General features: G+C 67.7%; 18 protein-coding genes and 2 pseudogenes. 13 read left to right on the top strand and 7 right to left on the bottom strand.

The window, feature by feature from the left end; translation table 11 throughout:
- Positions 1–54 precede the first annotated feature (54 nt).
- The 4 genes and pseudogenes from ACFRAU_RS20435 (at position 55) to ACFRAU_RS20420 (ending at position 7,045) form a co-directional block, all read left to right on the top strand.
- A complete protein-coding gene (locus tag ACFRAU_RS20435; RefSeq protein ID WP_378001268.1) occupies positions 55–720 on the top strand; it encodes a histidine phosphatase family protein in 666 nt (221 codons plus the stop codon).
- Positions 721–855: 135 nt separating this feature from the next.
- Positions 856–5,897, top strand: a pseudogene (locus ACFRAU_RS20430) (NAD-glutamate dehydrogenase).
- A 142-nt stretch (positions 5,898–6,039) separates the two neighbouring features.
- Positions 6,040–6,543, top strand: a complete 504-nt coding sequence (locus ACFRAU_RS20425; RefSeq protein WP_377995716.1) for a GNAT family N-acetyltransferase — start codon at positions 6,040–6,042, stop codon at positions 6,541–6,543.
- A 67-nt stretch (positions 6,544–6,610) separates the two neighbouring features.
- Entirely contained in the window at positions 6,611–7,045 is a 435-nt protein-coding gene (locus ACFRAU_RS20420; RefSeq protein WP_377995715.1) for an acyl-CoA thioesterase, read from the top strand.
- Here the strand turns inward: ACFRAU_RS20420 and ACFRAU_RS20415 are convergent.
- From ACFRAU_RS20415 to ACFRAU_RS20405, 3 genes are all read right to left on the bottom strand, one after another.
- Entirely contained in the window at positions 7,042–8,115 is a 1,074-nt protein-coding gene (locus tag ACFRAU_RS20415; protein WP_378001247.1) for an FAD-dependent monooxygenase, read from the bottom strand. The genes ACFRAU_RS20420 and ACFRAU_RS20415 overlap by 4 nt on opposite strands.
- Before the next feature lie 57 nt (positions 8,116–8,172).
- Positions 8,173–9,357, bottom strand: coding sequence for a 4-hydroxybenzoate 3-monooxygenase (locus ACFRAU_RS20410; protein WP_378001246.1), 1,185 nt, complete (start codon positions 9,355–9,357; stop codon positions 8,173–8,175).
- 138 nt (positions 9,358–9,495) lie between these two features.
- The gene (locus ACFRAU_RS20405) at positions 9,496–10,245 is read right to left on the bottom strand and encodes an IclR family transcriptional regulator (RefSeq protein ID WP_378001245.1); all 750 of its coding nucleotides are present in this window, start codon (positions 10,243–10,245) and stop codon (positions 9,496–9,498) included.
- Between the two features lie 206 nt (positions 10,246–10,451).
- Here ACFRAU_RS20405 and ACFRAU_RS20400 point away from each other — a divergent pair, with 206 nt between their 5' ends.
- From ACFRAU_RS20400 to ACFRAU_RS20390, 3 genes and pseudogenes are all read left to right on the top strand, one after another.
- Complete coding sequence (locus ACFRAU_RS20400) at positions 10,452–11,726, top strand: MFS transporter (RefSeq protein WP_378001244.1); 1,275 nt, start codon at positions 10,452–10,454, stop codon at positions 11,724–11,726.
- Positions 11,727–11,803: 77 nt separating this feature from the next.
- Positions 11,804–14,256: pseudogene (locus ACFRAU_RS20395) on the top strand (molybdopterin oxidoreductase family protein).
- Positions 14,253–14,714 (top strand): hypothetical protein, encoded by a 462-nt coding sequence (locus ACFRAU_RS20390; protein WP_378001243.1) that lies wholly within the window; start codon positions 14,253–14,255, stop codon positions 14,712–14,714. The pseudogene ACFRAU_RS20395 and the gene ACFRAU_RS20390 overlap by 4 nt, the downstream one beginning before the upstream one ends.
- 34 nt (positions 14,715–14,748) lie before the next feature.
- On the opposite strand, the gene ACFRAU_RS20385 is transcribed toward ACFRAU_RS20390, so the two are convergent.
- Entirely contained in the window at positions 14,749–15,825 is a 1,077-nt protein-coding gene (locus ACFRAU_RS20385; protein ID WP_378001242.1) for an FUSC family protein, read from the bottom strand.
- Between the two features lie 155 nt (positions 15,826–15,980).
- A complete protein-coding gene (locus ACFRAU_RS20380) occupies positions 15,981–16,973 on the bottom strand; it encodes a hypothetical protein (protein ID WP_377995707.1) in 993 nt (330 codons plus the stop codon).
- 245 nt (positions 16,974–17,218) lie between these two features.
- Here ACFRAU_RS20380 and ACFRAU_RS20375 point away from each other — a divergent pair, with 245 nt between their 5' ends.
- A complete protein-coding gene (locus ACFRAU_RS20375; protein WP_378001241.1) occupies positions 17,219–18,244 on the top strand; it encodes an amino acid-binding protein in 1,026 nt (341 codons plus the stop codon).
- Here the strand turns inward: ACFRAU_RS20375 and ACFRAU_RS20370 are convergent.
- On the bottom strand, positions 18,192–18,725 hold the full coding sequence (locus ACFRAU_RS20370; protein ID WP_378001240.1) for an HPP family protein: 534 nt from the start codon (positions 18,723–18,725) through the stop codon (positions 18,192–18,194). The genes ACFRAU_RS20375 and ACFRAU_RS20370 overlap by 53 nt on opposite strands.
- 116 nt (positions 18,726–18,841) lie before the next feature.
- Positions 18,842–19,825, bottom strand: a complete 984-nt coding sequence (locus tag ACFRAU_RS20365) for an aldo/keto reductase (protein ID WP_378001239.1) — start codon at positions 19,823–19,825, stop codon at positions 18,842–18,844.
- Between the two features lie 273 nt (positions 19,826–20,098).
- Here ACFRAU_RS20365 and ACFRAU_RS20360 point away from each other — a divergent pair, with 273 nt between their 5' ends.
- The 5 genes from ACFRAU_RS20360 (at position 20,099) to ACFRAU_RS20340 (ending at position 26,077) form a co-directional block, all read left to right on the top strand.
- A complete protein-coding gene (locus ACFRAU_RS20360) occupies positions 20,099–21,457 on the top strand; it encodes an MFS transporter (protein ID WP_378001238.1) in 1,359 nt (452 codons plus the stop codon).
- A gap of 171 nt (positions 21,458–21,628) precedes the next feature.
- On the top strand, positions 21,629–22,996 hold the full coding sequence (locus ACFRAU_RS20355) for an MFS transporter (protein WP_378001237.1): 1,368 nt from the start codon (positions 21,629–21,631) through the stop codon (positions 22,994–22,996).
- An 11-nt stretch (positions 22,997–23,007) separates the two neighbouring features.
- Entirely contained in the window at positions 23,008–24,540 is a 1,533-nt protein-coding gene (locus tag ACFRAU_RS20350; protein ID WP_378001236.1) for an amidase, read from the top strand.
- Positions 24,541–24,596: 56 nt separating this feature from the next.
- A complete protein-coding gene (locus ACFRAU_RS20345) occupies positions 24,597–25,280 on the top strand; it encodes a GntR family transcriptional regulator (RefSeq protein ID WP_378001235.1) in 684 nt (227 codons plus the stop codon).
- Complete coding sequence (locus tag ACFRAU_RS20340) at positions 25,277–26,077, top strand: aspartate/glutamate racemase family protein (protein WP_377995700.1); 801 nt, start codon at positions 25,277–25,279, stop codon at positions 26,075–26,077. Before ACFRAU_RS20345 ends, ACFRAU_RS20340 begins: the two co-directional genes overlap by 4 nt.
- Positions 26,078–26,116: the final 39 nt, after the last annotated feature.

Genomic DNA, 26,116 nt, shown 5'->3' with positions numbered 1-26,116 from the left:
CCTACGGCGGCCCGCGCCGCCAACCTTCCCGACGACGACAAGGAACGCGACACCATGAGGCTGCTGCTCATCCGCCACGGCGAAACCCCCGGGAACGTGCTGGGGCAGCTGGACACCGCCCACCCGGGCCCCGGCCTCACCGAGCTGGGCGAGCGCCAGGCGGAGGCGCTGCCGCGGGCCCTGGCGAACGAGCCGATCAGCTCGCTGTACGCCTCCACATTGATCCGCACGCAGATCACCGCCAAACCGCTGAGCCTGGAGCTGGGACTCGACGTGAAGATCCTGGACGGCATCCATGAGATCGAGGCGGGCGCCCTGGAAAAGCTGACGGACCACGAGTCCCACCGCCGGTACATGAGCACCGTTTTCGCCTGGACGGACGGAGATTTCGACCGCCGGATGCCCGCCGGGCCCAACGGGCACGAGTTTTTCGAGCGCTACGACGCTGCCATCGCCAAGGTGGCCGCGGAGGCCGCCGGCGCCGGTGCCGTCGCCCTGGTGAGCCACGGCGCCGCGATCCGTGTCTGGGCAGGCCACCGGGCGAACAACATCGACATGGAATTCGCCGCCCGGCACGTCCTGGCGAACACCGGCATCGTGGCCCTGGAAGGCGATCCCGACGGCGGCTGGAACCTGATCCACTGGGACGCCAGCCCGGTGGGTGGCCTCGCCCTGGCCGACCCCGCCGCCGAGGACCCGATGGGAAAAACCACAGGCTAGGCCTGCCGTCGTCCACATAGCGAACCAACGTACTGGACGGGCGCCAGCGGACGCGGCCATCATGAAAGCAGGCGTCGGGACAGGACCGGCAACCGCGACTTGCGGCGGTGTCCCGCACGGTGGAGGCGCACTGCCATGGCACAAGAAACGGTGCCGCGGGGCGGGGACCGCGGCGACGGCCCCTACCTGCCCGGCGAATCGTTCCTGACTGACTATTACGAGCACGTGTCCGGGGAAGACATCGGGGACTACAGCCTCGACGTACTCCGGACGCGGGCGATGTACCACCTTTCCGTGGCGGCGGAGCGCGCCCCGGGGCAGGCCGCCGTCGGGGTTTTGAACGACCTCGACGCCACAATCGTGGCAGTTGTTGCGGACGACATGCCTTTTCTGGTCCACTCGGTCACGGCGGAACTGACGCGCGAGGACGCGGCGATCCGGCTGCTGGTGCACCCCACTTTCGAGGTGCGGCGGGACTCCCGGACCCATCAACTGCTGGACCTGCGGCACGGGCCTTCGAGGTCGGGTCTGGCTGTTCCCGAGGCGGCACAGGAGTCACACCCGCCGGCCCCAGCCATGGGCGGCGGACCGGCGGTCCAGGACGCCCGGTCCTCGGATGGCCGGGCGGCCACCGGCACGCGGGTGGCAACCGAGACCTGGGTGGCGGTGGAAATCGACAGGCTGCCGGAGCAATCCACCGTCGAAGAGCTCACCGCCAACCTGCACCGGGTGCTGGACGATGTCCGCGCGGCCGCGACGGACGCGGCAGCCATCCAGGAGGCGGTGACAGCCGCCGTTGCCTCCGTGGACAGTTTCCCCGGGTCATCCACTCCGCCGCCGGACCAGGTCCGTGACCTGCTCCGGTGGCTGGACGACGGCAATTTCACGTTCCTCGGATACACGGAGCGCCTGGGCCGCGCGGAAGGCCGCCTGCCGGCCTCGCCGCAGGCACCGGGGGAGCCGGTGAATGCGCTGGGACTGCTGCGCAGAGCCCTTGCAGGGGAGGCCGGACAGGCGGACGACGGCGGGCTGGCAGCGGGCGGTGCCTACGCGGACGGCGGTGGACGCGGACAGTGGGACGGACCCGGGGCCGGCCAGGTTTTCACACTGACCACCTGTGAGCTGCACTCGAGCGTGCTGCGGGCCTCCTACCTGGACGAGCTGCGGCTCCCCATCTTCGATGCCGCGGGCACTGTCACCGGTGAGCGGCACTTCGTGGGCCTCTTCACCCCGGGCGCTTCGAGCCAGTCCGTGCGCCGGATACCCGTGATCCGCGACAAGCTGGCAGCGGTGCTGGGGCTCCTCGAGGCCGCACCCCGGTCGCAGCGGAGCAAGGACGTTCTGGCGGTCCTGGAGTCTTTTCCCCGCGACGAGCTGTTCTCGATCGGCGTCGATGATCTGACCAGGCTGGCCGCCGACATCCTTGACCTGCAGCAGCGCCGCCGGACCCGGCTGTTCCTGCGTCCGGACAGTCCCGGACGCTTTGTCCATGCCCTCGTGTTCCTGCCGCGGCGGCGCTACAACACTGCCGTCCGGCTCAGGATGGAGCATGAACTCCGCCAGCCTTCCGGCCACAGGACATGGAGTTCGAGGTACGGCTGGGAGATTCCCCCATGGCCCGGGTCTTCTTCCGGATCCTGTTGGCCCGCGGCGCCATGCCGGACGTCGATGCCGCCGCGCTGGAACAGCGGGTGCTGCAGGCCACGCGCTCCTGGACCGAGGGCCTCCACGAAGTGCTGAAGGAGCACTTTCCCGGCCCTGAGGCGGCGAGGCTCACGGCACTATGGTCGGGCGCGTTTCCGCCCAGCTACCGCGCGGAATGCGGCGCGGACGATGCCATCCGGGACATCAGCAGGTTCGAGGAATTTGACCTGGACGGGCGGGGCGGCCGGGACCCGGAAGATCCGGCCCTGTCGGTCTACACGCTGCCCGGGCCTGCCGGTACTGCGGACGCTGCCTCTCCCGCCGCGGCGGGCGGCTCCCGGATCAGGCTCTACCTCACCCGTTCCCGCAGCCTCACGGCGTTCCTGCCGTTCTTCCACAATCTCGGCGTGGAGGTGCTGGACCAGCGCCCCTTCGGCCTGCGCCGCGGCGGCCGCGACCTGCCCCTGTACGACCTGGGCGTGAAGTATCCCGACGGCGTCGACCCCGCCCAGGTGGGCGCGCTGCTGGCGGATTGCTTTTCCGCAGCCATGCGGGCGGACATCGAATCCGACAGTTTTGATGCCCTGGTGATCCGTGAGTCGGTGCCGTGGCAGCAGGTTGTCATCCTGCGCACCTATGCCAAGTACCTGCAGCAGCTGGGCACCACCAATTCCTACGGCTTCATCGCCGAAACACTGTTGGCCAACGTCCGGGCCACGCGCGCCCTGCTGGAACTGTTTGCGGCCAAGTTCGATCCGGACCTGGCCAATGGTGAGCGGCTCCGCAGCACCGCCAAGGCCCGGCAGGAACTTCTGGCCGCCATCGACGACGTCCCCGTGCTGGACGCCGACCGGCTGCTGCGGACGTTCATGAATCTCGTGGAGGCCACCCTGCGCACCAACTACTACCAGGCCAGGGCGCATCTGAGCATCAAGCTCAACCCCGCGGCCATCCACAGTTCACCGCTGCCGCGGCCAAAGTACGAGATATGGGTGTACTCGCCGCGCGTGGAAGGCGTGCACCTCCGGTTCGGGGCACTGGCCCGGGGCGGGTTGCGCTGGTCCGACCGGCGTGAGGACTTCCGCACCGAGATCCTCGGCCTGGTGAAGGCACAGGTGGTCAAGAACTCAGTCATTGTGCCAACCGGCGCCAAGGGCGGTTTCTACCCAAAGCGGCTGCCGGACCCCGCGACTGACCGGGCGGCCTGGCTGGCCGAGGGCCAGGAGTGCTACCGGACCTTCATCCGCGGCCTGCTGGACCTGACCGACAACCTGGTCCAGCCCGCCGTCGGAATAGCCGGTGGCGGTGAAACCAGTGGCGCTCAGCCCCGCGGCGCTGAAGCCGGTGGCCGGGAAACGGTGGTCCCGCCGGACCGCGTGGTCCGCCACGATGGCGACGACTACTATCTGGTGGTGGCCGCCGACAAGGGCACCGCTTCCTTCTCGGACACCGCGAACCTCCTCGCCGCGGAGTACGGCTTCTGGCTGGGTGACGCTTTCGCCTCAGGCGGTTCGGTGGGCTATGACCACAAGCAGATGGGCATCACGGCCCGCGGTGCCTGGGAGTCGGTGAAGGAGCATTTCAGGGAGCTGGGGCTGGACACCCAGAACCAGGATTTCACCGTTGCCGGCATCGGCGACATGAGCGGCGACGTTTTCGGGAACGGGATGCTGCTCTCCCGCCACATCCGTCTGGTGGCGGCCTTCGACCACCGGCACATCTTCCTGGATCCCGCCCCGGACACCGCTGCCGCCTACACCGAGCGCCGGCGCCTGTTCGGGCTGCCCCGTTCATCCTGGGCCGACTACGATGCGTCGCTCATCAGCGAAGGCGGCGGCGTGTACTCCCGGCAGGCGAAGTCGATCCTTGTGACGGAACCGGTCCGGCACATCCTGGGGCTGGAGCGCGGCACCACGGGGCTGGCGCCGCAGGAACTCCTGCAAGCCATCCTCCGGGCGCCGGTGGATCTCCTGTACAACGGCGGGATCGGCACCTATGTAAAGGCCGCGACGGAAACAAACGCCGACGTCGGCGACAAAGCCAACGACGCCATTCGGATCAACGGGTCCGAGCTGCGGGCGAGGGTGGTCGCCGAAGGCGGCAACCTGGGGCTGACCCAGCGCGGCCGCATCGAGGCAGCGCTGGGCGGGGTCCTGCTCAACTCCGACGCCATCGACAACTCAGCCGGAGTTGACTGCTCGGATCACGAGGTCAACATCAAGATCTTCGTGGACCGGGTGATCGCCGCCGGCCGCATGGACGCCGTGGAACGGACCGGCTTCCTGCATTCCCTCACGGATGAAGTGGCCCGGCTGGTCCTCAAAAACAACACCGACCAGAATGTGCTGCTCCTCAACGACCGGCACCTGGTGTCCAACTGGAGCCCCGGCTTCGAACGGGCCATGGACTGGCTGGAAACCGCCGCGGACCTCGACAGGAACATCGAGGCGCTGCCCGGCACCGCGGAGCTGCACGACCGGCTCCGTTCCAGCCAAGGACTGACCGCCCCGGAGCTGTCCGTGCTGGCCGCCTACGCCAAGATTGAGCTGGCCGCGGACCTCGTGGCCAGCGACCTCGCCGATGACCCCTGGTTCCGCGGCGTGCTCCGGGGCTACTTCCCGCGCCAGCTTTCCGAGCGCTTCGGCGCCGAACTGGACACACACCCGCTGCGCCGCGAGATCATCTGCACCGTGGTGGCCAACGACATGATCAATCTGGGCGGCATAACCTACGCCTTCCGCGCCATCGAGGAAACGACCGCCACCCCTGCGGCCGTCGCGAAGGCCTTCGTCGTGGCCCGCGAGGTCTACGACCTGCCGTGGGTCGTGGACCGGATTGCCGCCCTGCCGCCCGAATTCCCCACCGAGCATGCTGCCGAGGTCGCGCTGCACATGCGCCGGGTCCTCGACCGGGCCACCCGCTGGTACGTCACACACGACCACCGGGACCGGCCCGTCACGGAGGCGTTGGCACGGATCACGCCAACGCTGGAGATGTTCCGGACCCGCACAGTGGATTACCTCCGTGGCTCTGACCTGGACCGCGTGCAGGACCGCCTCGCCCACTGGGACCAGGCGGGGTTGCCGCACGACCTCGGCCTGCGGGCCGCAGACATGCTGGAGAGCTTCGGACTGCTGGACATCTCGCTGGTGTCGGAACAGATCGGGGAGCCCCTCGCCACGATCACGGATCTCTATTACACGGTGTTCCAGCGGATCGGGGCCGCCAGCCTGCTGCTGCGCATCACGGACCTGCCGCGGCAAAACCGGTGGGAGGCCCTCGCCCGGGCCGCCCTGCGGGACGACGTCTATTCCGCCGTGGCGGACATGACGGTCTCGGTCATGCAGCACACCCGGGACGCCGACCCGGCTGCCCCCGACCCGATTGGACGCATCGTGGCCTGGGAGCGCGGGCACCAGGAACAGTTGGCCCGGATCAAGGACACGTTCGCCGAGGTGACCAGGCCCGGGCAGGTGGACATCGCGTCCATCTCGGTGGCCCTGAAGCTCCTGCGGACCCTGGTGCGGCCGTAACAGCTCGGCGCCAGCCGTAACAGCACGGCCACAGGCAAGCACGGCGCCAAGTGTTCCCACGGCGCTTACCGGAAGGAAACACCGCGGTAACGGCGCGCTTCTAGCCTTAATTCGCACAACCCTTCGGCGAATCGAGGCACAGATGCAGACCAATCCCAGGCTCAACATCCGGAAAGTCAGCTGGTCGAACCCTGTGGGCGCCGACCTGCGCGCGGCGCAGCAGGCTGAACTGGACGCCCGCTTCGGATGTGCCGACCATGAGCCTGGACCCAAGCCGTCAGAAGTGGACACTGCCGTGTTTCTCGTGGCCTACGACAAGGGATCAGGCCAGCCGGTGGGCTGCGGCGGCCTGCGGCTGCTCGACTCCGAGACGGCGGAGATCAAGCGCCTCTACGTTCTGCCCTATACCCGCGGGTCCGGCGTGGCCAGCTCCATCCTGGCCGCCCTCGAGGCCGAGGCCTTTGCCCAGGGGATCACCAGGATCACGGCGGAGGCGGGCTCGGCGCAGACTGACGGCCGCAACTTCTATGCGAATTCCGGCTTCGATCCCGTTCCCAATTTCGGTCCCTACATCGGCGTCGATCATTCTTACTGCTACGCCAAGCGGATCGATTGCCACAGCGCAGCGCACACCGCCATGGCCTGAGCGTTCGCACAACCGCGGCGGCCGTCACACTCCGGTGGAGCGGGCCGCCGTCGGCTAATCTCGCGCTATGGAAACCAAAGACATTACGTTCCGCACCCGCAAGTGGGTGCGGCCCGAGGACCTCAACGCCAACGGCACGCTGTTCGGTGGCAGCCTGCTGAAGTGGATCGACGAGGAAGCCGCGATCTACGCCATCCTCCAGCTCGGCAACGGCCGCGCCGTCACCAAGTACATCTCCGAAATCAACTTCGTCAGCTCCGCGGTGCAGGGCGACCTGATCGAGATGGGCCTGACCGCCACGCGCTTCGGCCGCACGTCGCTGACCATGCGGGCCGAGGTACGCAACATGATCACGCGGCAGAGCATCCTCACCATCGAGGAGATCGTGTTCGTGAACCTCAGCTCCACCGGCAAGCCCGAACCGCACGGCTACACGGAGATCACCTACGACCGCGACCGTATCCCCAACCACCACCTCACCGAAACGCTGCACCAGGACTAGCGCCCCGCCGTCGTCCGGGTTTTACCGGGGAAGCCGGGCGTTAACGGGACGCCAACCTTCAGCTCGTCGCGCACCGGCTGCGACCGTTCGGCCAGGGCTACTTCTGCCATGGCAGAGGAGGCCAGCCGCAGCAGCTGCGTCTTCAGGGCGCGCTGCCGGTTGTAGGCCTTCAGTGCGTCTTCCAGCTGATGGGCGTTGAGGAGTTCGGCCAGCGTGACGGCGTCCACGAGCGCCTCACAGGCGCCGCGGCCAAGGTTGGGCGTCATGCCGTGCGCAGCGTCGCCCGCCAGGACCACGCCGGGCCGCACAAAGCTGCCGAGACTCGGTGTGGTCCAGATCCGCTGCGCCAGCGTGGCGTCCGGTTTGGCGTGCTCCAGCACAGCCCGGACGGCCGGCGCGCTCTCGCCGAAGCGCGCCTTTGCCTGCTGCAGCGCTTCAGCCGCATCGACACCTGCCGGGCCCAGGTTCGAGCGGAACGAGGCATACCAGTAAGTCCTCCCGCCGGACGCGGGCGTGATGCCGAACAGCTGTCCGCGTCCCCAGTATTCCCCGCCGGTGTCGGCATGGGCCGGCACGGTAAGGACGCCGCGCAACGCCAGGTACGGCGTCAGCCTGGCCTGCGACCGGGCGCCCCAGAAGGTGCGGCGCACCACGCTGTGGACGCCGTCGGCACCCACCAGCAGGCCTGACGCCAGCGGCCCGGTAGCGGGGATGTCATCCACCCTGCCCTCGACGCGGCGCACGGATGCGGGCACGGCGGCGTCAAGCATCCGGATGAGGTCCGCCCGTGAGACGCCCAGGACCCCGCGGACCTCGGGTGCCACCAGGGCTGTGCCTGCCGCGTCGCGCAAGGCCATCTCGCCGAACGTCGCGCCCGCCGCCCTGATCTGCGGCAGCACCCCCAGCACCGCCAGGGCAGCCTGCGCCTCCGGCCACATGGCCAGTGACGTTTCCACCGCCGGCTCGCCGGTCCGCTGCTCGTGGATGGCGACGTCGAAGCGCTGCGGGTCCAGGCCGGCCGCTAGCGCCAGGCCGGCAATGCCGCCGCCGATGATGGTGATGGCTTCCATGGACCCGATCCTAAGCCCGACCGCGGGACGTAGGGTGGGCGGGCCACCCCGGGAGGTTCAGCGCGACGGCCAGCCGGTGTAGGCCTCGGCAAGATATGCCTGGCCGTGGCGCGACGACACCACCGAGTTCAGCTCGCCCAACTGACGCGCCCGGGCGAAGTCACCGGCATCCGCAGGCGTGTGCAGCATGGTGGTCATCCAGTAGGAGAACTGTTGGGCCTTCCACACCCGGTCCAGGGCGCGGTCGCTGTACGAATCCAGAAGGGCCGTGGAGCCGCTGTTGTAGTAGCTGTCGAGCCCCTCGAACAGCACCTTCACGTCGTGGATCGCCAGGTTCAGGCCCTTGGCGCCAGTCGGCGGCACGGTGTGCGCGGCATCGCCGGCCAGGAACAGCTTGCCGTGCCGCATCGGCGTGTGCACGAAGCTGCGGAACGGCAGGACCATCTTGTCGATGACCGGGCCTTCCTTGAGCTCGAAGCCGTTGCCGTTGACCCGGCTGCGGAACTCCGCCCAGATCCTGTCATCGCTCCAGTCGGCCACGTTTTCCTTGGGGTCGCACTGGAAATACATGCGCTGCACGGTTTGGGTGCGCTGGCTGATGAGGGCAAAGCCGTTCTCGGAGTTGGCGTAGATCAGCTCGTCGGAACTCCGCGGCGCTTCGGCAAGGATTCCGAACCATGCGAACGGGTACTCATGGAAGTACCACTTGCGGTGGGCCTCGGGGATCTGGAAGCGGCAGTGGCTGCGTGAGCCGTCGGCACCGGTGATGAAGTCTGCCTGGAGCTCATACTCAACGCCGTCGGAATCCGTGAACCAGACCTTGGGCTTGTCCTCGATGTCGTGAATGGTCGTGTCGGTCACGCTGTAGCGCACGTCGCCGCCGTCGGCTTCACGCCGGGCGGCAAGGTCCATGAAGACGTCCGTCTGCGGGTACAGCCAGACGGACTCCCCCACGAGTTCCTTGAAGTCGATGCGGTGGCTTTCGCCGTTGAACCGCAGCTCTATCCCGTCATGGCGGTCGCCTTCGCGCAGCACACGATCGGACACACCGCCGTCCACGAGCATGTTGACCGTGCCGTGCTCCAGGATGCCGGCGCGCACCGTTTCGGAAATTTCCTGGCGGCTGCGGACTTCGATCACTGTGGATTCGATGCCGGCCTTGGCCAGGAGGTGGGACAGCATGAGTCCCGCAGGGCCCGCGCCCAGAATGGCCACCTGGGTAGTGATGGTCTGTCGTGCCATGATGTTCCTCGCTCCGTTGCGTGTGCCCAAAGACCGGAGCCCGGGCGGAAGGTGGTTGCTGGCTAACAGTGTGCGCCGGAGAGTGTGGGCGGCGTTACAGCGATTCCGCTGAATGGAAGCAACGGCCGGTGAGAAGGCTTAGCCGGCACCCTCTCTGAGCCGGCGCGCGATGCCGCGCGCCGCCGTCTGGAGTGCCGGGACCAGCGCCTGCATGCGCATCTCCCGGAGGGGAACGACGACGCCGATCGCTGCCGCCGCCCGCTTCTGGCCGTCCAGCACGGGCACGGCGATACCCCAGGTGTCGGGATCGATCACGCCCGCCAGTTCGGCGAAGCCCTGGTTCGCGGCCTCGGCCAGCAGGGCGCGCACGTCGTCACGGCCAACTTTGCCGGCTGGGTCCGCGAACTGGTCCAGATATTCGGCCTGCACATGCTTTGGCTGGTGAGACATCAGGGCCAGGCCGGCCGACGACACGTGCACTGCCATCCGGCCCGCGATCTGGGCGCGGTTTGCCACGGATCCGCGGCGGGACAGCCGCTCAACGAAGAGCGCTTCCCAGCCGTCGAGCACGGCGAGGTTCACGTTCTGGTTCAGCACATGCTGGATGTCCTCCATGAACGGCATTGCTGCCTGGCGCAAGGCCAGCGTGGGCGAATTGCGGTTCACCAGCTCCCACAGCCTCAGCCCCAGCCGCACCGACCCGCCGGGGCTGGTTTCCAGGAGCCCGTGCGTGGCCAGTTGCCGCACCAGGCGATGGGCGGTGGTGAGGGGAAGGTCCGCGCGCTCGGCGAGCTCGGACAGCTGCAGGACGGTGACGCCGGCCGGGAACGCCGCAATGACGCGCACCACGCGGTCCACCACCGAATCCCCGGACACTGAGTTGGCCACGGCACCCAACTTCCATTGAATGGTTTATGTTGTCCCAGATTACACCCGGCGGTGATACAAATCTCATGTCGAAATTTGATGGCGGCAAACGCGCCGGCCCCCAGCACGGACCTCCCCGGCCCACCCGTGCGCCACCCTGTGCGGCGCCTGCCCCGCGTCACGTTCGATTCCATAACAGGCTTCTACCCCGGACGATGAGGTTCCCCATGTCAACGCTCCCTGTTGCCCGCCGCTCACAGTGGCCCGTCTGGCTTTGCTGGCTGGCCATGGTGCTGGACGGATTCGACCTGGTGGTGCTGGGCACCGTCATACCCACCCTGATCAAGACCCATGAACTCGGCTTCGATGCCGTTGGCGCAACCTACGCGGCCACTATTTCCCTGGTGGGCGTGGGCATCGGAGCACTGTTCATCGCTCCGCTTTCCGACCGGCTGGGCCGGCGCCGCCTCCTCGTGGCCTGCGTTGCGTGGTTTTCCCTCTTCACCATTGCGGTGGCCTTCGCGCCGAACGTGGCCGTCTTCGGCATTTTCCGACTCCTCGCCGGGCTCGGCCTGGGCGCCTGCCTGCCCGCCGCGCTGGCCTACATGAACGACTACGCCCCGGCCGGCACCGCAGGCAAGTCCACCACCAGGACCATGACCGGGTATCACGTGGGTGCCGTTGCCACCGCCTTCCTGGCCATCCTGGTGGTGCCGGACTGGCGCATCATGTTCGTCGTCGGCGGCCTGGCCGGCTTCGCCCTGGTTCCGCTCCTGTGGTTCCGGCTGCCGGAAACCCTGCCGCCGGCGCACGCCACAGTATCTGCGGAAACAGCGGCCGCAACGGCACCCAACGGCGCCCCCGCAAAGACGACCCGGCAGGCCAGCTTCCGCGACCTTATCCGCAAGCCCTACCCCTTCGTCGCCCTCGGCATCGCGGTGGCTTCCTTCATGGGCCTCCTGCTGGTGTACGGCCTGAACACCTGGCTGCCGCAGCTCATGGCCTCCGCCGGGTACACCGTGAGTGCGGGCCTCGTGCTGCTGCTGGTCCTGAATGTGGGCGCGGTGGTGGGCCTCGTGGTGGCCGGGATCCTGGCGGACAAGCACGGCACCAAGAAGATCGTCCTGCTGTGGTTCGGCCTGTCCGCGGCATTCCTTGCCGTCCTCAGCATCAAGGTCCAAAGCGAGCTGCTGCTCAATGCGGCAGTCTTCGTGACCGGCGTCTTCGTCTTCAGTTCCCAGGTCCTGGTCTACGCCTGGGTCAGCCAGCTGTTCCCGGCCCGGCTCCGCGGCACGGCCCTCGGCTTCGCGGCCGGCGTGGGCAGGTTCGGCGCCATCACAGGACCGGCCGTCACCGGAACGCTGGTGGCCGCCGGCATCGCCTACCCGTGGGGCTTCTACGTATTCGCGGCCGCCGCCGTTCTTGCGGTCGCCGCGTTGGTGGCCGTCCCCCATGCCATCGCCGCGGCACCCGGCCGGGAGCCCGCCGTCGAACACTCCTGAGCCAGCCCTTCCGCGGACGACGACGGCGGGTAACCTAAGGACAGTAAGTCCACTTACCATCCTTGGAGGCTGACCCCATGACGGACCGGATCGCAGACATCTGGGGTGAACGGACACCCCACGGAAGCGGGCAAGCGTGGCCGGAGCGGGTGGACCAGGTCCTGGCCGAAGGGCTGGCCGACGGCGACGTGGACCGCTGGGTGCAGTCGGCGTGTGTCCTGTGCAGCAACGGCTGCGGCTGCGACATCGCTGTCAAGGACGGGAAAATGGTGGGCATCCGCGGCCGCGCGGCAGACCGGGTGAACCGCGGCCGGCTGGGACCCAAGGGGCTTTACGGCAGCTGGCAGGGCGAAGTGCACCGGGACCGCCTGACCCGCCCGCTGATCAGGGTCGACGGCCAACTGGTGGAAACCGATTGGGACACCGCCATGGCATCGTGGAGCGGAGCAAGGAGCTCCTGGCCGGCAAGGGCCCGCTCAGCCACGGTTTCTACACCAGCGGGCAGCTGTTCCTGGAGGAGTACTACGCGCTGGGCATGCTGGGCAAGGCCGGGATCGGCACTCCGCACATGGACGGCAACACGCGCCTGTGCACCGCCACGGCCGCTGCGGCGCTCAAGGAATCCTTCGGCGCCGACGGCCAGCCCGGCAGCTATACGGACGTCGACGAGTGCAGCGCCGGCTTCCTGTATGGCCACAACATGGCGGAGACGCAGACGGTGCTATGGTCGCGCGTGCTGGACCGGCTGGACGGGCCCAACCCGCCGAAGCTCGTGTGCATCGACCCGCGCGACACCGAGGTGGCCCGCCGCGCCGATGTGCACCTGGCGCTTCATCCGGGCACCAACCTGGCGCTCATGAACGGGCTGGTCCGCGAGCTCTTCGCCAACGGCTGGATCGACGAGGCCTACATCGCCGAGCACACTGCCAACCTGGACCAGCTGCGCACCGTGGTGGAGCCGTGGACCCCGGAGCGGGTCGCGGAAACCTGCGGCGTGGCGGCGGCCGACGTGAGGCGCGCGGCGGAAATCTTCGGCACCGAAGACAGGGTGCTTTCCACGGTCCTGCAAGGTTTCTACCAGTCGGCCCACGCGACGGCGTCCGCGTGCCAGGTCAACAACCTGCACCTCCTCCGCGGGATGCTGGGCAGGCCCGGTTGCGGTCTGCTGCAGATGAATGGCCAGCCCACCGCCCAGAACAACAGGGAATGCGGGGCCGACGGCGACCTGCCGGGCTTCCGCAACTGGGAGAACCCGCAGCACGTGCAGGACCTGGCCCGGCTGTGGAATGTGGACGCCGGGATCATCCCGCACTGGGCCCCGCCGACGCACGCCCTGCAGATCTTCCGCTACGTCGAACAGGGCTCCATCCAGCTCCTCTGGATTTCCGCGACGAACCCGGCCGTGTCCATGCCGCAGCTCGAACGCATCCGGCACATCCTGGACAGGGACGGCCTGTTCCTGGTGGTGCAGGACATCTACCTCACCGAGACGGCGCAGTATGCCGACGTCGTCCTCCCCTGCGCTGCGTGGGGCGAGAAGACCGGCACCTTCACCAACGTCGACCGGACCGTCCATCTGTCCGAGAAGGCCGTCGACCCGCCCGGCGAGGCACGCAGTGACCTCGACGTCTTCCTCGACTATGCCCGCCGGATGGGGTTCACGGACAAGGACGGGCAGCCGCTGCTGGACTGGTCCGGCCCCGAGGACGGCTTCGAGGCCTGGAAGGAATGCTCGCGCGGCCGCCCGTGCGACTACACGGGCCTCAGCTACGACAAACTCCGCGGCGGCAGCGGCATCCAGTGGCCCTGCACCGAGGAGCACCCCGGCGGTACCGGACACCCCGCCGGTACCGAGCGGCTGTACGCCGACGCCGAATTCCCCACCGCGCCGGAGTACTGCGAGTCCTTCGGGCACGACCTCCTCACCGGCGCCACCACCGGCGAGACGGAGTACAAGGCAACGGTGCAGCCCGGGAAGGCCTGGCTCAAGGCCCTCGATTACACCCCGCCGCATGAGGAACCGGACGCCGACTACCCGCTCCGCTACACCACCGGCCGGACGGCGTACCATTTCCACACCCGGACCAAGACCGGCCGCAGCCGCCGGCTCAACGCTGCCGCGCCGGAGCCCTGGATCGAGATGTCCGTGGAGGATGCCGCGCGCGCCGGGTGCCAGGAGGGGGACATCGCCCGGGTGACCTCCCGCCGCGGCAGCCTCGAGGTTCCGGTGCGGGTCGGGGACATCCGGCCGGGCACCGTCTTCGCGCCGTTCCACTACGGATATTGGGACACGTCCGACGCCGGTGCTGCCGCCGGCAGCGGGACCGGGGATCCCGCCGTCGTTCTTAAGTCCGACGGCGGCCGGCACCGGGCCGCGAACGAACTCACCATCACCGAATGGGACCCGGTGTCCAAGCAGCCGCTGTTCAAGAACGCCGCCGTCCGGGTCGAAAAGCTGCGCAGCGGCGACGGTCCGTCGAAGGCCCCCGACACCACAGCATCCCGCCGCGCGACAGGAGCCCAGCGATGAAACTGCCTGTCTACATCGGCCTGCTGGACGAGGCGGAGGCAACGCTCGCGTCGTCGTTCCGGGTTGTGGCGGACGGCCACGGCGACGAACCCGACGTGCATTTCATCCTGCAGACGTTCGCCAGGAAATGCGATGCGCACCGGGAGGCGCTGAAGCCGGTGATCGACCGCTACGGCGAGGATGTCGAGGGCGAGGAGGAGCACCGGCTGACGGCCAGCGGCGTGAAGGAGGTCCGCTTCGGCCCGCTGGCTCTGATGCTGGACCTGCAGGACCTGTACGTGCTGGTCAACCACATCGACGTCACGTGGATGATGCTGGGGCAGGCCGCCCAGGGGGACCGGGACAAGGAACTCCAGGGCGTGGTGGAGCAGTGTGAGGGCGATTCCGCGCTGGAAATCCGCTGGCTGCAGACGAGGATGAAGCAGGCCGCGCCCCAGGCGCTCCTCGTGGCTGAATGAGCCGCGGCTGAGCCCGCCCGCACAGGCGGCCGTCTTACCGCGCCGCGACCCCCGCCGAAATCCGCCGCGAAAGCCGGGTCCACACGGCGGGGGCCAGCACCACGGCGATTCCGACGGCGGCGCCGATCACCGTCTCAACGATCCGGTCCCGGAGCAGGATGCCGGGTGCACCCGGGGAGACCAGCAGTGTGGATGTCAGTGCCAGCGGCGTCACGAAGACCTGGGCCAGCACGTAGTTCCGGGCAATGAAAAGCTCGGCGCCGAACTGGCAGATGGCGATCACCAGGACTGTCTGCCACGGCACCGGCTGCAGCAGCAGGATGCCCGCCAGGAGAATGAGGCCCAGCACGGTGCCGATGATCCTCTGGATGCCGCGGGCGATGCGGTGCCGCGTGGTGCGGCCCACCAGCGGAACGACCGCCGCCACCATGGCCCAGTAGTTGTGCCCGAAGCCAAGCAGCTGGCCCACGAGGGTGGCAAGGGTGCCCGCGAGCCCCGCGGCCACGAGGTAGCCCACGGCCTCGAGCCCGGCCGCGCGCTTCTCCTCCGCGGTCAGCCGGACGGGCGGAGGCATCTCCCACGCCGTCCGGTGGCTCCGCAGCACCCGCGATGACAGCCCCACGGCCAGGCAGAAAAGCGTGGTCACGACAGACACCAGCAGGCCCTGCCACAGCGGCGGCTGGTTGGGAATGGACGCGATCGCGGCAAAGGCGAAGATGTGGAACAGCGAGCCGGCCGGCCGGTGCCGCCAGCGGGCGATCACCAGCGAGCAGCCGCCGGCCACCAGGGTGGTGGCCAGCACCTGCAGCCAGATGCCCGCCTCCTGCGACAGGCCGCCGGCATGCACCAGCCGGGCCGTCAGCGTGGCAAGGAGGATCACCAGAAGCATGAGCCCGCCGGCGCGGACCTGGATGAAGAACCGCTTCCGGTGCAGCTCGCCGCGGCCGTAAATGCCGGTGAACGCGCCGAAGGAGGCAAAGATCGCCAGGTCCAGTCGGCCCAGCAGCACAAGGGTGATCAGCGGGACGAACACGCCCACGGCGCACCGCATGGCGACGTGATGATCCTTGTTTGCCGGGGCAAGGGTGAACATCTCGGCCAGCAGTTTCACGGGGGAATCGCGCCTTTCGTTGCAGTTTGGAGCTGACGACGGCGGCACTGGCGTCCGCCTACCAGCTTAATGGGGCGGCCCCCGCCTTTCCCGTGGAGGCCGCCGCCCGCACTGTTGCGTTCGTCTCCTGGCCGCTTTCGGCCCGGCGCCGCTTCCTACTTGGTGGCGTTGGTGCGTGCGTCCACGGTGACCACTTCGAAGGTCTTGGCGTTCGGCACGCCAAACTTGGCGTTGACGGCGGCGAGGGTGTCATCGAAGAGGGCGGCCGTCGTCGGGATGTTGAAGTCCGGGCTGGTGATGACTTCCCGCAGCTTCGCAGTCGACTCGTGGAAGTTCACCCGGAGACGGCTGATCTGGTTGGACATGTTCTGCACGGCCCAGACGGTGTCGTCCTTGACCAGGACGCCGTCGACGTTGGGGACCTGCACGCCGGTGATCTCGGTGCTGTTACCGGTCCGCGGGCTGACCGTGTAGAGCGCCGCGTTGCCTGAGTGGGCGACCACCAAACGGCGGGCGTCACGTGAGTAGGCGATGCCGTTGAGGTTGAACTGTTTGCTGGTGTCCGCCGCAGGACCCTTAAGGGCCAGCGTGCGGACGCTGCCGAGGTCGCCGTCGTCGTCCACCGGAATGAAGTACAGCTCAGCCTGCCGCGAGTTGGTAAACCACGCGCCGTGGTCGGTGAGCGCCACGTCGTTGATGAAGGCTTCCTTCTTGGTCAGCTGGTAGGTCTTGACCGTCTTGCCCGTGTCGGTGTCGTACACGTAGGCCTGGCCCGTGGGGCCGCCTGCGACGAACAACAGATCATTGTGCCGGTCCGCCTTCATGCCCACGGCCACCCTGCCGTCGGGCGCATCGATGAACTTGGTGGCCTTGTCCTTGCGGATGTCGCCGCGGTAGATGTCCCCGGTGACGAGGTCGCCCGCGAAGAATTTGGTGCTGCCGGCGGCGGCGATGCCTTCGGCACCCTTGGCCCCGTCCAGCAGGATGACCGGGGCGACATCCCCCGAACGGGACTGCACTGCCCTGGCCTCTCCGGCCGAGGCGACGGGTGCGGGGACCAGGAGCGCGGCGAGGGCGAGGAACCCTACGGCGGCACGGCGGCGTGTATGACCTGAACTGATGCTGATGGGCATGACGGTGCTCTCCACGAGTCGACTCTTCCGTGCGAGCAGGCCGTTGTACGGGAGCTCCGCACGCTGGTCCCTTCAGTGTAGGGACCGGGCCGGAGGCTGGCCATAGACGTGCATCAGCCTCGAGTTTTTGTCCAGCTATTCGCCCCAAAAGCCCCATCAGCGGCCATTATCTGGACAAAAACTCCAGCGGCCTGGGATGTTTCGCGGGATCGGAACGCGGGGGCAACCCCGCCGTAACAACAGCCGGGCAGGCTGGCACCATGAAGCCCCACGTGCCGAAGGCCCACCCGCGGATCCGCCACGCACCGGCCCGACACAGGCCGCACCCGCACCAGCCGAATTCCGCCGCTGCCGAACTGAGCTGCGAGGTCTGCGGGCAGATGCCCGAGCCCACCAAGACGCGCCTCACGGTGGCCAATGTCGCCGTCATGCTCCCGATCGAACTGCTGGTGCACGCGCTGGTGGTGCAGACGCACCTGCCCTATCTGGCCAAGGTGCTGGTCCTGACGCTGACGGCCACCGTCCTGGTGATCTGGGTGGCCGAGCCGTCCGCCGCGCGGATCCTGCGGCGCTGGCTCCACGCACCAGCGCTGCGCCACCGGCGCAGGCTTGGCACGGCACCGGCGCTGTGGCGTGCAAGGACGGTGCTCCGCGACGAGCCCGGCTCCCTCAAGCGGATCACCAGGTCCCTGGCGTTGCTGGACACCAACATTTTGGGCATCCACGTCCACCCGGTCCGGGGCGGGGTGATGGACGAATTCGTGCTGTCCGCCCCGGGCGAGGTCAGTGACCGCCAGCTGCTGGAGGCCCTGACCGACGGCGGCGGCCGGAGCGCGCAGGTCTGGCCCACCACCGCCCTGGCCATGGCCGACGGGCAGACCAAGGCCCTCAGCCTGGCCGCACGCATTGCCGCCACTCCCGGGGAGCTCCCGCTGGCCGTGGCGGAACTGCTGTCCGCCCGGATCCTTGACCCCGGAAGCGAGTCAGCCGGCCACCTCGGCCCAACGGACAGCGGTCCAACGGACCGCGCCCAAACGAACGACGCCGGCACCGTCCTGAAGATCCCCACCGCCTGGCACGGACCCATCACCTTCTTCCGTCCCGGCGAGCCGTTCACGCCGGCCGAATCGGCCCGCGCCCACCGGCTTGCAGAGCTCGCCGAAATCCTGGCGCACCGGGAGGCTCAGACAAATGTGGACGGTCAGGGATCCGGGAAGGCGCAGGGATCCGGGCTCATTTCCGGGCCGGACGCGTCCCCAGCAGCATGTTCAGCCCCCAGCCGATGAGCGTGGTCATCACCACGGCCGCCGCTATGGACAGGAGCTGCAGCGGCGTGGTGAGGATGCCGAGGCTGATGATCAGTGTGGTCGCTCCGGCCGGCGGATGCGGCAGGCCGACCCACGTCAGCACCAGCGTGGTCAGCGCCACCGACAGGGCCCCGCTTATCACGTGCAGCGGCGTCAGCCCGCCCACCGGCGCCGAAGGCTGGCCCTGCAGCCCGAACGCGTACAGGCACAGGGCACCCGCCACCAGCCCGACGCCGTGCCCGGTGAGGGCGTTGACCGGCCTGGATGCCTCCTGCTCAGGGGATTCGAAGAACAGCATCACCGTGGGGCCGAGGCTGGGGAAAAGCCACGGGAGATGGAGGACAACACCGACCACGCCGCAGAGTCCCAGGACCACGATCACCAGGGCCGCCGCGTACACACCGGCCCCGAGCCCGGTCCATTGACTTTTCATTCGCTCCAGCAAAGAAGCCTGTGCCATTGCCGATCCTCCTGAGTACGTCAACGCCCTGCATCCGGCGTTGTAGTGACCCGTACCCAGACGGCGGCAGACTTACCCGCGCCACGGCATAACCCTGGGACCAGAATCCGGACCCCTCAGAACCCGGACGGGTTGCGGGGCGTGTAGCCCGCTTCGAGGCGCCGGATCTCCGATTCAGTCAGGTCAATCCCGACGGCGGCAGCGGCGTCGTCGATATGGCGTTCCTTCGTCGCCCCGATGATGGGGGCGGTGACGGCGGACTTGCCGGCGCTCCAGGCCAGGGCGATCTGCGCCATCGGCACGCCGCGTTCGTCCGCCACGGCTGCGACGGCGCCGACGATGGCTTTGTTCGCATCCTCGTCCTGCCTGTACAGGCCCTTGCCGAACTCGTCCGTGTCCTGCCGCGTTCCGGATCCGGCGGCACCCCACGGCCGGGCCAGGTTGCCGCGTGCCAGCGGGCTCCAGGGGATCACGCCCACGCCCGTTGCCTGGCAGAACGGGTGCATTTCACGCTCCTCCTCCCGTTCGAGGAGGTTGTACTGGTCCTGCATGGACACGAACCTGGTCCAGCCGTGCAGCTCCGCCACATGCTGCATTCGGGCGAACTGCCAGGCCCACATGCTTGACGCCCCGATATACCGCGCCTTGCCGGCCTTCACGACGTCGTGCAGGGCCTCCATCGTCTCCTCGACCGGGGTCACCGGGTCGTGGCGGTGGATCTGGTAGAGGTCGACGTAGTCGGTGCCAAGCCGGGTGAGCGACGCGTCGATCTCGTGCAGGATCGCGGCGCGGCTGAGGCCTGCCCCGTTGCGGGCCTGGCGCATCCGGCCGTGGACCTTGGTGGCGATCTGGATCTCTTCCCGGGGCGCCAGTTCCTTGAGCAGGGTTCCGGTGATCTCCTCGCTCGACCCGGCCGAATACACGTTGGCAGTATCGAAGGTGGTGATCCCTGCCTCGTAGGCGCGCCGCACGAACGGCCTGGCTTCATCGAGCCCCACGCTCCACCCGTGCGACCCCTTCCCCGGATCGCCATAGCTCATCATGCCCAGGACAACGGCACTGATTTCCAGGCCGGAGTTTCCAAGTCGGACCGTTTTCATTCGGTACTTCCTTTCGATGCCTTGCCGTCCGGCCCTCGGTCACAATTCGTTTTTTCGTGGGCCACGGCCATCTTTGCCGAAAACCCTTGACAGTGTCCCACGCCACTCCTTACCTTGAATTTGGGATCCCAAAACGGGATCCCAAACGGCAGGTGTCTTTCCGCCGGCGCAAAACCCAACACCGCCGGCCCGAAGAGTCCCGCCGAACGCGGCCGCACCGCCCCACTACATCCCCCCATCCCCTGTCCGCACCCTTCCCGCAAAGGAGAAGCTGTGTCTCTCCCAGATACTGAAGCAGTGACAACCCAGGCCCCATCCCCCGAATCCCGCGGCACCAAGCCCGGCAAGGACGGCGTGCAACGGCGCACCAGCGTCCGCTGGAAGCTGTTCCTGCTGCTGCTCGTCCTGGTTTCCGTCAACTACATCGACCGCGGTTCCATCTCCGTGGCCCTGCCCATCATCCAGAAGGAATTCAACCTTCCCCCCGAGCTCGTGGGCCTCCTGCTCTCCGCGTTCTTCTGGACCTACGCCCTGATGCAGATCCCGGTCGGCCTGCTGATCGACAAGTTCGGTCCGCGCAAGGTCATGACCGCTTCATGCGTGGGCTGGGGCGCGGCCACCGCCGCCTCCGGCATGGCCGGCGGCTTCCTCAGCATGTTCATCGCCCGGCTGGGCATCGGCGTCACCGAAGCCGGCGTGATGCCGGCCGGCGGCAAGCTGAACGCCATCTGGATGCACAGGTCGGAGCGTGGCCGCGGCGCCACCATCCTGGACGCCGGCGCTCCCCTCGGCGCGGGCCTGGGCGGCATCCTCATCGCCGGGCTCATTGCCTCCACCGGCAGCTGGCGGACGTCCTTCGTCATCGCCGGCGCCGCCACCGTCCTCATGGGCCTGGCAGTCTGGTGGTACGTCCGCGACAATCCCCGCCAGCACCGCGGGGTCAACGCCGCCGAGGCCGACTACATCGAGGCCTCCCACGCCGAGGAGGACGCCGAAGCCCTAAAGGAAGGCAGCAAGGGCAAGCGCGCGCTGCTCCCCTACCTGAAGTTCCGCTCCTTCTGGGCCATGTGCTTTGGCTGGCTCGGCTTCAACGGCGTGTTCTACGGCCTGCTTACCTGGGGCCCGCTGTACCTGGCCCAGGCCAAGGGCTTCGACCTGAAGACCATCGGCTGGTCCACCTTCGTGATCTTCGGCGCCGGCTTCGTCGGCGAGATCCTCGGCGGCACCATTGCCGACAAATGGCGGGCGTCCGGCGCCTCCGCCAACCGCGTCATGCGGACGCTGCTGGGCATCTCCAGCGTCGTGGTGGTGGGCGGTCTCGTCGGGGTGACCGTCGTTGCGGACCCGACCACCGCCGTCGTCCTTCTCTCCGTGGTGATGTTCTTCCTCCGCTGGGTGGGCCTGTTCTGGAGCATCCCGGCCATCCTGGGCGGCCGCACCAACGCCGGCGTCCTCGGCGGGGCCATGAACTTCAGCGGCAACATCTCCGGCTTCGTCACGCCGATCGCCGTCGGCCTGATTGTCGGCGCCACCGGCTCCTACACCTGGGCGCTGCTCTACTTCGTGGGATCCGCCATCATCATGGGGGTCTCCGTACTCACCCTGAACTACAACAAGCGGCTTCCCGTCTAAGGCTGGCCAGCCCTCAACACCATTCTCGTTTGGGATCCCAAAACTATTGACTTCAACTCACGCACGGCTTACCGTGAGATTTGGGATCCCAAACCGGCACTCCGAGGACAGACTTCCTCACCTCACCCAAACCCGGTCCTGTACCCCCATCGCATCGCCCAGGAGGGCCACATGTCGATCAACTCCCAAACCCGAGGTTCCCTGTCCGACGTCAAGCAGAAGGGCGGCGGGAACTCAATGAAGAGAGTCGTCGCCGCGAGCTTCGTCGGCACCACGCTTGAGTACTACGACTTCTTTGCCTACAGCACAGCGGCTTCCATCGTCTTCCCCCTCCTCTTCTTCCCGGGTTCAGAGCCGGCAACGGGCCTCCTGCTGGCCCTGGCCACCTATGCTGTGGGCTACCTTGTGCGTCCGCTGGGCGCCGCGATCTTCGGACACTTCGGCGACAAAATCGGCCGCAAAAACGTCCTTGTCACCACACTGCTTCTGATGGGCCTGGCCAGTGCCGCCGTTGGGCTCCTGCCCACCTACGAAAACATCGGCGTCTGGGCTCCGGTCCTTCTGGTCAGCCTGCGCTTCCTGCAAGGCATCGGCATCGGCGGCGAATGGGGCGGCGCCGCTCTCATGGTGACCGAATCAGACAAGAGCGGCCGGCGCGGTCTCTTCGGCAGTCTCGTCCAAACCGCTGCTCCCACCGGCCTGCTTCTGGCCACCGGCATCTTCACGCTCATGACGTCGGCCCTCTCCAAGGAAGCCTTCCTCGCCTGGGGCTGGCGGATCCCCTTCCTGATCAGCTTCGCGCTGGTCGCCATCGGCCTCTACATCCGAATGAAGCTCGCTGAATCGCCCGTCTTCGCGGAAACGGAAAAGAAGGCCGCCGAGAAGAAGCAGGAAGAAGTCAAGGCTCCACTCCTGTACGTCTTCAAGCACTACAAAAAGCAGCTGGTCCTTGCGGTCGGCGCCCGCATCGGCAGCGACATTGCGTTCTACATCTTCGCCCTGTTCGTCCTCGTCTACGGAACCGAACACCTGGGCTTGCCCAAGAGCCTGGCCCTGGCCGCTTCGACTGTTTCGGCTGTTGCACAGATGATCAGCATCCCGCTTTTCGGGGCACTCTCGGACCGTATTGGCCGCAGGCCGGTCATGATGGGCGGTGCGGTCGCGGGCATCATCTACAGCTTCGTATTCATCGCGATGCTCAACTCCAAGGACCCGATCCTGGTGCTTATCGCCCCGGCCATCGGCCTCGTGATCGTCGCGGCCATGTACGCCCCCGTTGCCTCATTCATCCCCGAACTGTTCGCAACCAAGGTCCGTTACACCGGCTCCGCAGTAGGTTTCCAGCTCGCCGGCGTCTTCGGCGGCGGTTTTGCCCCGCTGATCGCTATCCAGCTGATCGTCCTGACCAGCTCCGGATTCGCCGTGGCCGGTTACCTGTCCGCCGCGCTGCTGCTCATGGTGTTCTGCGTCTACGTCGCCAAGGAAACGTCCAAGATCACCATGAACGAGGCCGGCAAGACGGCCAGCACCACACGATAGGGATCACGGACATGAACAACACCGCCCTGCCTCCAACGCAAGCCTCCGTGGATAAGGCTTCCATCGACACGGCCGCCTTGAACACGGAGCAGCTGACCCGGCTTTCCGTGACGGAATGGGCGAACGCCATGCGGGAAGGCCGCCTCACGGCGACGGAGTGCCTGGCACTGCACCTCGACCGGATCGCCCGGGAGAACCCCCGTCTGAACGCCATCGTCACCCTGAACCCGCTGGCAACTGAGGAAGCGGCGGCCGCGGACCGGGCTGCCGCAGCCGGCAGGTCTTTGGGTCCCTTGCACGGTGTGCCGTTCACGGTGAAGGACACCCTGGCCACGAAAGGGCTGCGCACCACGGCGGGAAGCCCCCTTCTGTCGGATTACGTTCCGGCAGAGTCCGCGACGGCGGTCCGCCGCCTTCAGGAGGCGGGAGCGGTGTTGCTGGGCAAGACGAACTGTTCGGAGTTCGCTGTCGAGACACATACCCGCAACCCGCTCTTCGGCGACACCTGGAATCCCTGGGACACGCGCCTGACGTCCGGCGGTTCCACCGGCGGCGACAGCGCTGCCGTGGCTTCCGGCATGAGCGCTTTCGGGCTCGGCACCGACTTTGGCGGGTCCATCCGCTGGCCGGCCCACTGCACGGGCCTGACCAGCCTGCGGCCCACCGTCGGACTGGTGCCCGAAACAGGGCTCCTCCCGTACGTACCGCCGGCGGCCGGAGCAAGCCTCCCTGCGCCCAACTCAATGTCTGCGCTGCACCGGCTGGGTACAGTGGCCTGGCTGGCCCGGAGCGTGGACGATCTGGGCGTGCTGCTCGGCGTTCTCGCGGGGACGGACGGCGTGGATCCTTCCACCGTTCCGGTACCGCTGGGCGGTCCGGTTGATTCCCTGGCCGGGATCAACTGTGCCTGGTTCGAGGACGAGGGCACTCATCCCGTCCGCGACGATCTGGTGGCCGCCGTCCAGAGTGCTGCGGAAGCCCTGCAGGCTCTTGGTGTTCCAACGACGCGCGGCAGGCCGCCCGGCATCGAACAGGCGGCGGCAGCCTTCGTGGCCTTGCGCACGGCAGAGGGCATGCCCGAAGTGGTGGAGCTTGCCAGCGGGCGTGAGGACGGGCTTGGCAGCAACCTCCGCAGCTCGTTGCTGGGCGCCGCCCCCAGCACTGTGGCGGACTACCGCAAGGCCGCCGCGGAGCGGGATGCGATCCGCGCACAGGTGCTCGGGTTCATGGAACAGCACAACATCCTGCTGTTGCCCGTGGCCAGTGTGCCGGCGGCGGATCCCCGGACCGCAACCTTCAACATCAGCGGCAAGGACATTCGCTGGACGGAGCTGGGATCCTGCTGCCGGGCCATCAGCATCCTTGGTTTCCCGGTGGCGGTTGTGCCGTGCGGCCTTTCCAGCGAAGGCCTCCCGGTCGGCGTCCAGGTGGTTGGCCGGCCCTACCGCGACCGCGAAGTACTCGCGGTCGCCGCGGCCCTTGAACGGGAGTTTGGCCGCTTCAGCCCTCCGCGATTCAGGTCTTTGTCAGAATCGTCGGCCTGAGCAGAGATGGATGCCGACGAGGACATAGAGTCACAGAAAAACACGAATGGAGCATCATGCTTGCCGCAGAAGAAACCCAGAACAAGGAACGCCCCCTCCGCGAGACTGTCCGGGACGCGCTCCGCACCAGGATCTTCGAAGGGCATTACGCTCCCGGCACCCGGCTCGTGGAGCGCGACCTGGCGGCCGAGTTCAATGTCTCCCGGCTTCCTGTGCGCGAGGCGCTGCGGATGCTGCGCCAGGAAGGGCTGCTCAGCGACCGGGGCGCACGGGGCGCTGAGGTCAGCTCGCTCAGCCCCAAGGACGTGGAGGATCTCTTCGACGTCCGTCAGTCGCTCGAAGTACTCGCCTGCCGCCTTGCCGCCGTCCGGGCAACACCGGAGAACCTTGTCTACCTTGACGGACTGCTGGACGAGGCCGAACGGTGCCTCGGCAAGGGCGCCGTCATGGAGGCCCACCGCGCCAACAGCGAATTCCACGACGCCATCACACGAATCGCGGACAACGGCTTCCTCAAATCCGCATTGGAACCCCTGCAGGGGCGCATGCACTGGCTTTTCCGCCACGTCAGCGACCTGCCGGAACTGATCCAGGAACACCGGGACCTCTACGAGGCCATCGCCAGCGGTGATCCCGACCGTGCCGCGGCCCAGTCGGCGTCGCACATCGGCAAATACCGCGAACAGTTCCCCGACGACTTCCAGAAAACCGAACCCGCTCTGCACCGGAAGAAAAAATGAAACTTCTTGTCATCAACCCCAACATAAGCGACGACGTCACCGCGCTGATCGAATCGGAGGCCCTGCGCTCCGCCTCGCCGGACACCGAGCTGGTGGTCTGCACCGCCGGGCACGGCGTGGAATACATCGAAACCCGCTTTGAGTCCCTGATCGCCGCCGGCGCCGTGGCTGAGATCATCGCCGAACACACCACCGGCACCGGTGAGGACCCTGCCTCCCCAAAGATCGACGGCGTCGTCGTGGCGGCCTTCGGGGATCCGGGCATGCCGGCCCTGAAGGAACTCACCGACGTGCCGGTCATCGGCATCACCGAGGCCGCCCTCTGCGCCGCGGCGCTACAGGGGCACCGTTTCTCCATCATCGCCATCTCCGACCGGATCCGGCCGTGGTACCGGGACTGTGTGGAACGCTTTGGTCTCGGCGGACGGCTGGCATCCATCCGCTCCATCAACGAAAGCCTGAACGGCATCGGCTCGGTGCAGCACGACTTCAAGGAGACCCTCCTGGCACTGAGCCGGCAGGCCGTCACCGAGGACGGGGCCGACGTCGTCATCCTCGCCGGCGCGCCCCTCGCAGGGCTGGCCCGCGAACTTCGCGGCCAGATCCCGGTCCCCGTGGTGGACGGCATTTCCGCCGGCATCCGCATGGCGGAGGCCATTGTGGAGCTTCAGTCCGGCATGCACCGGGCCGGAGCGTTCGCCCCGCCGCCGGTCAAGGCCCGCAAGGGCCTGTCCGAAAATCTCGACGCCGCCCTGACCGCCGCCCAGACGGCGTCGAACGCCGTGGCACCCAGCTAGCCCCGGCGCACCCAACCAGCCCCAGCAAACCCGTCAGCT

The organism is Arthrobacter sp. NPDC056691, from assembly GCF_042791415.1.
In the GTDB taxonomy this organism is placed as follows: domain Bacteria; phylum Actinomycetota; class Actinomycetes; order Actinomycetales; family Micrococcaceae; genus Arthrobacter.
Note: the sequence above shows the minus strand (reverse complement) of the source record. Positions and strands in the feature narration are given on the sequence as shown.

Coding starts and splice junctions, on each gene's coding strand:
- ACFRAU_RS20435 (WP_378001268.1), top strand. CDS start 55: ATGAGGCTGCTGCTCATCCGCCACGGCGAAACCCCCGGGAACGTGCTG.
- ACFRAU_RS20425 (WP_377995716.1), top strand. CDS start 6,040: ATGCAGACCAATCCCAGGCTCAACATCCGGAAAGTCAGCTGGTCGAAC.
- ACFRAU_RS20420 (WP_377995715.1), top strand. CDS start 6,611: ATGGAAACCAAAGACATTACGTTCCGCACCCGCAAGTGGGTGCGGCCC.
- ACFRAU_RS20415 (WP_378001247.1), bottom strand. CDS start 8,115: ATGGAAGCCATCACCATCATCGGCGGCGGCATTGCCGGCCTGGCGCTA.
- ACFRAU_RS20410 (WP_378001246.1), bottom strand. CDS start 9,357: ATGGCACGACAGACCATCACTACCCAGGTGGCCATTCTGGGCGCGGGC.
- ACFRAU_RS20400 (WP_378001244.1), top strand. CDS start 10,452: ATGTCAACGCTCCCTGTTGCCCGCCGCTCACAGTGGCCCGTCTGGCTT.
- ACFRAU_RS20390 (WP_378001243.1), top strand. CDS start 14,253: ATGAAACTGCCTGTCTACATCGGCCTGCTGGACGAGGCGGAGGCAACG.
- ACFRAU_RS20375 (WP_378001241.1), top strand. CDS start 17,219: ATGAAGCCCCACGTGCCGAAGGCCCACCCGCGGATCCGCCACGCACCG.
- ACFRAU_RS20370 (WP_378001240.1), bottom strand. CDS start 18,725: ATGGCACAGGCTTCTTTGCTGGAGCGAATGAAAAGTCAATGGACCGGG.
- ACFRAU_RS20365 (WP_378001239.1), bottom strand. CDS start 19,825: ATGAAAACGGTCCGACTTGGAAACTCCGGCCTGGAAATCAGTGCCGTT.
- ACFRAU_RS20355 (WP_378001237.1), top strand. CDS start 21,629: ATGTCGATCAACTCCCAAACCCGAGGTTCCCTGTCCGACGTCAAGCAG.
- ACFRAU_RS20350 (WP_378001236.1), top strand. CDS start 23,008: ATGAACAACACCGCCCTGCCTCCAACGCAAGCCTCCGTGGATAAGGCT.
- ACFRAU_RS20345 (WP_378001235.1), top strand. CDS start 24,597: ATGCTTGCCGCAGAAGAAACCCAGAACAAGGAACGCCCCCTCCGCGAG.
- ACFRAU_RS20340 (WP_377995700.1), top strand. CDS start 25,277: ATGAAACTTCTTGTCATCAACCCCAACATAAGCGACGACGTCACCGCG.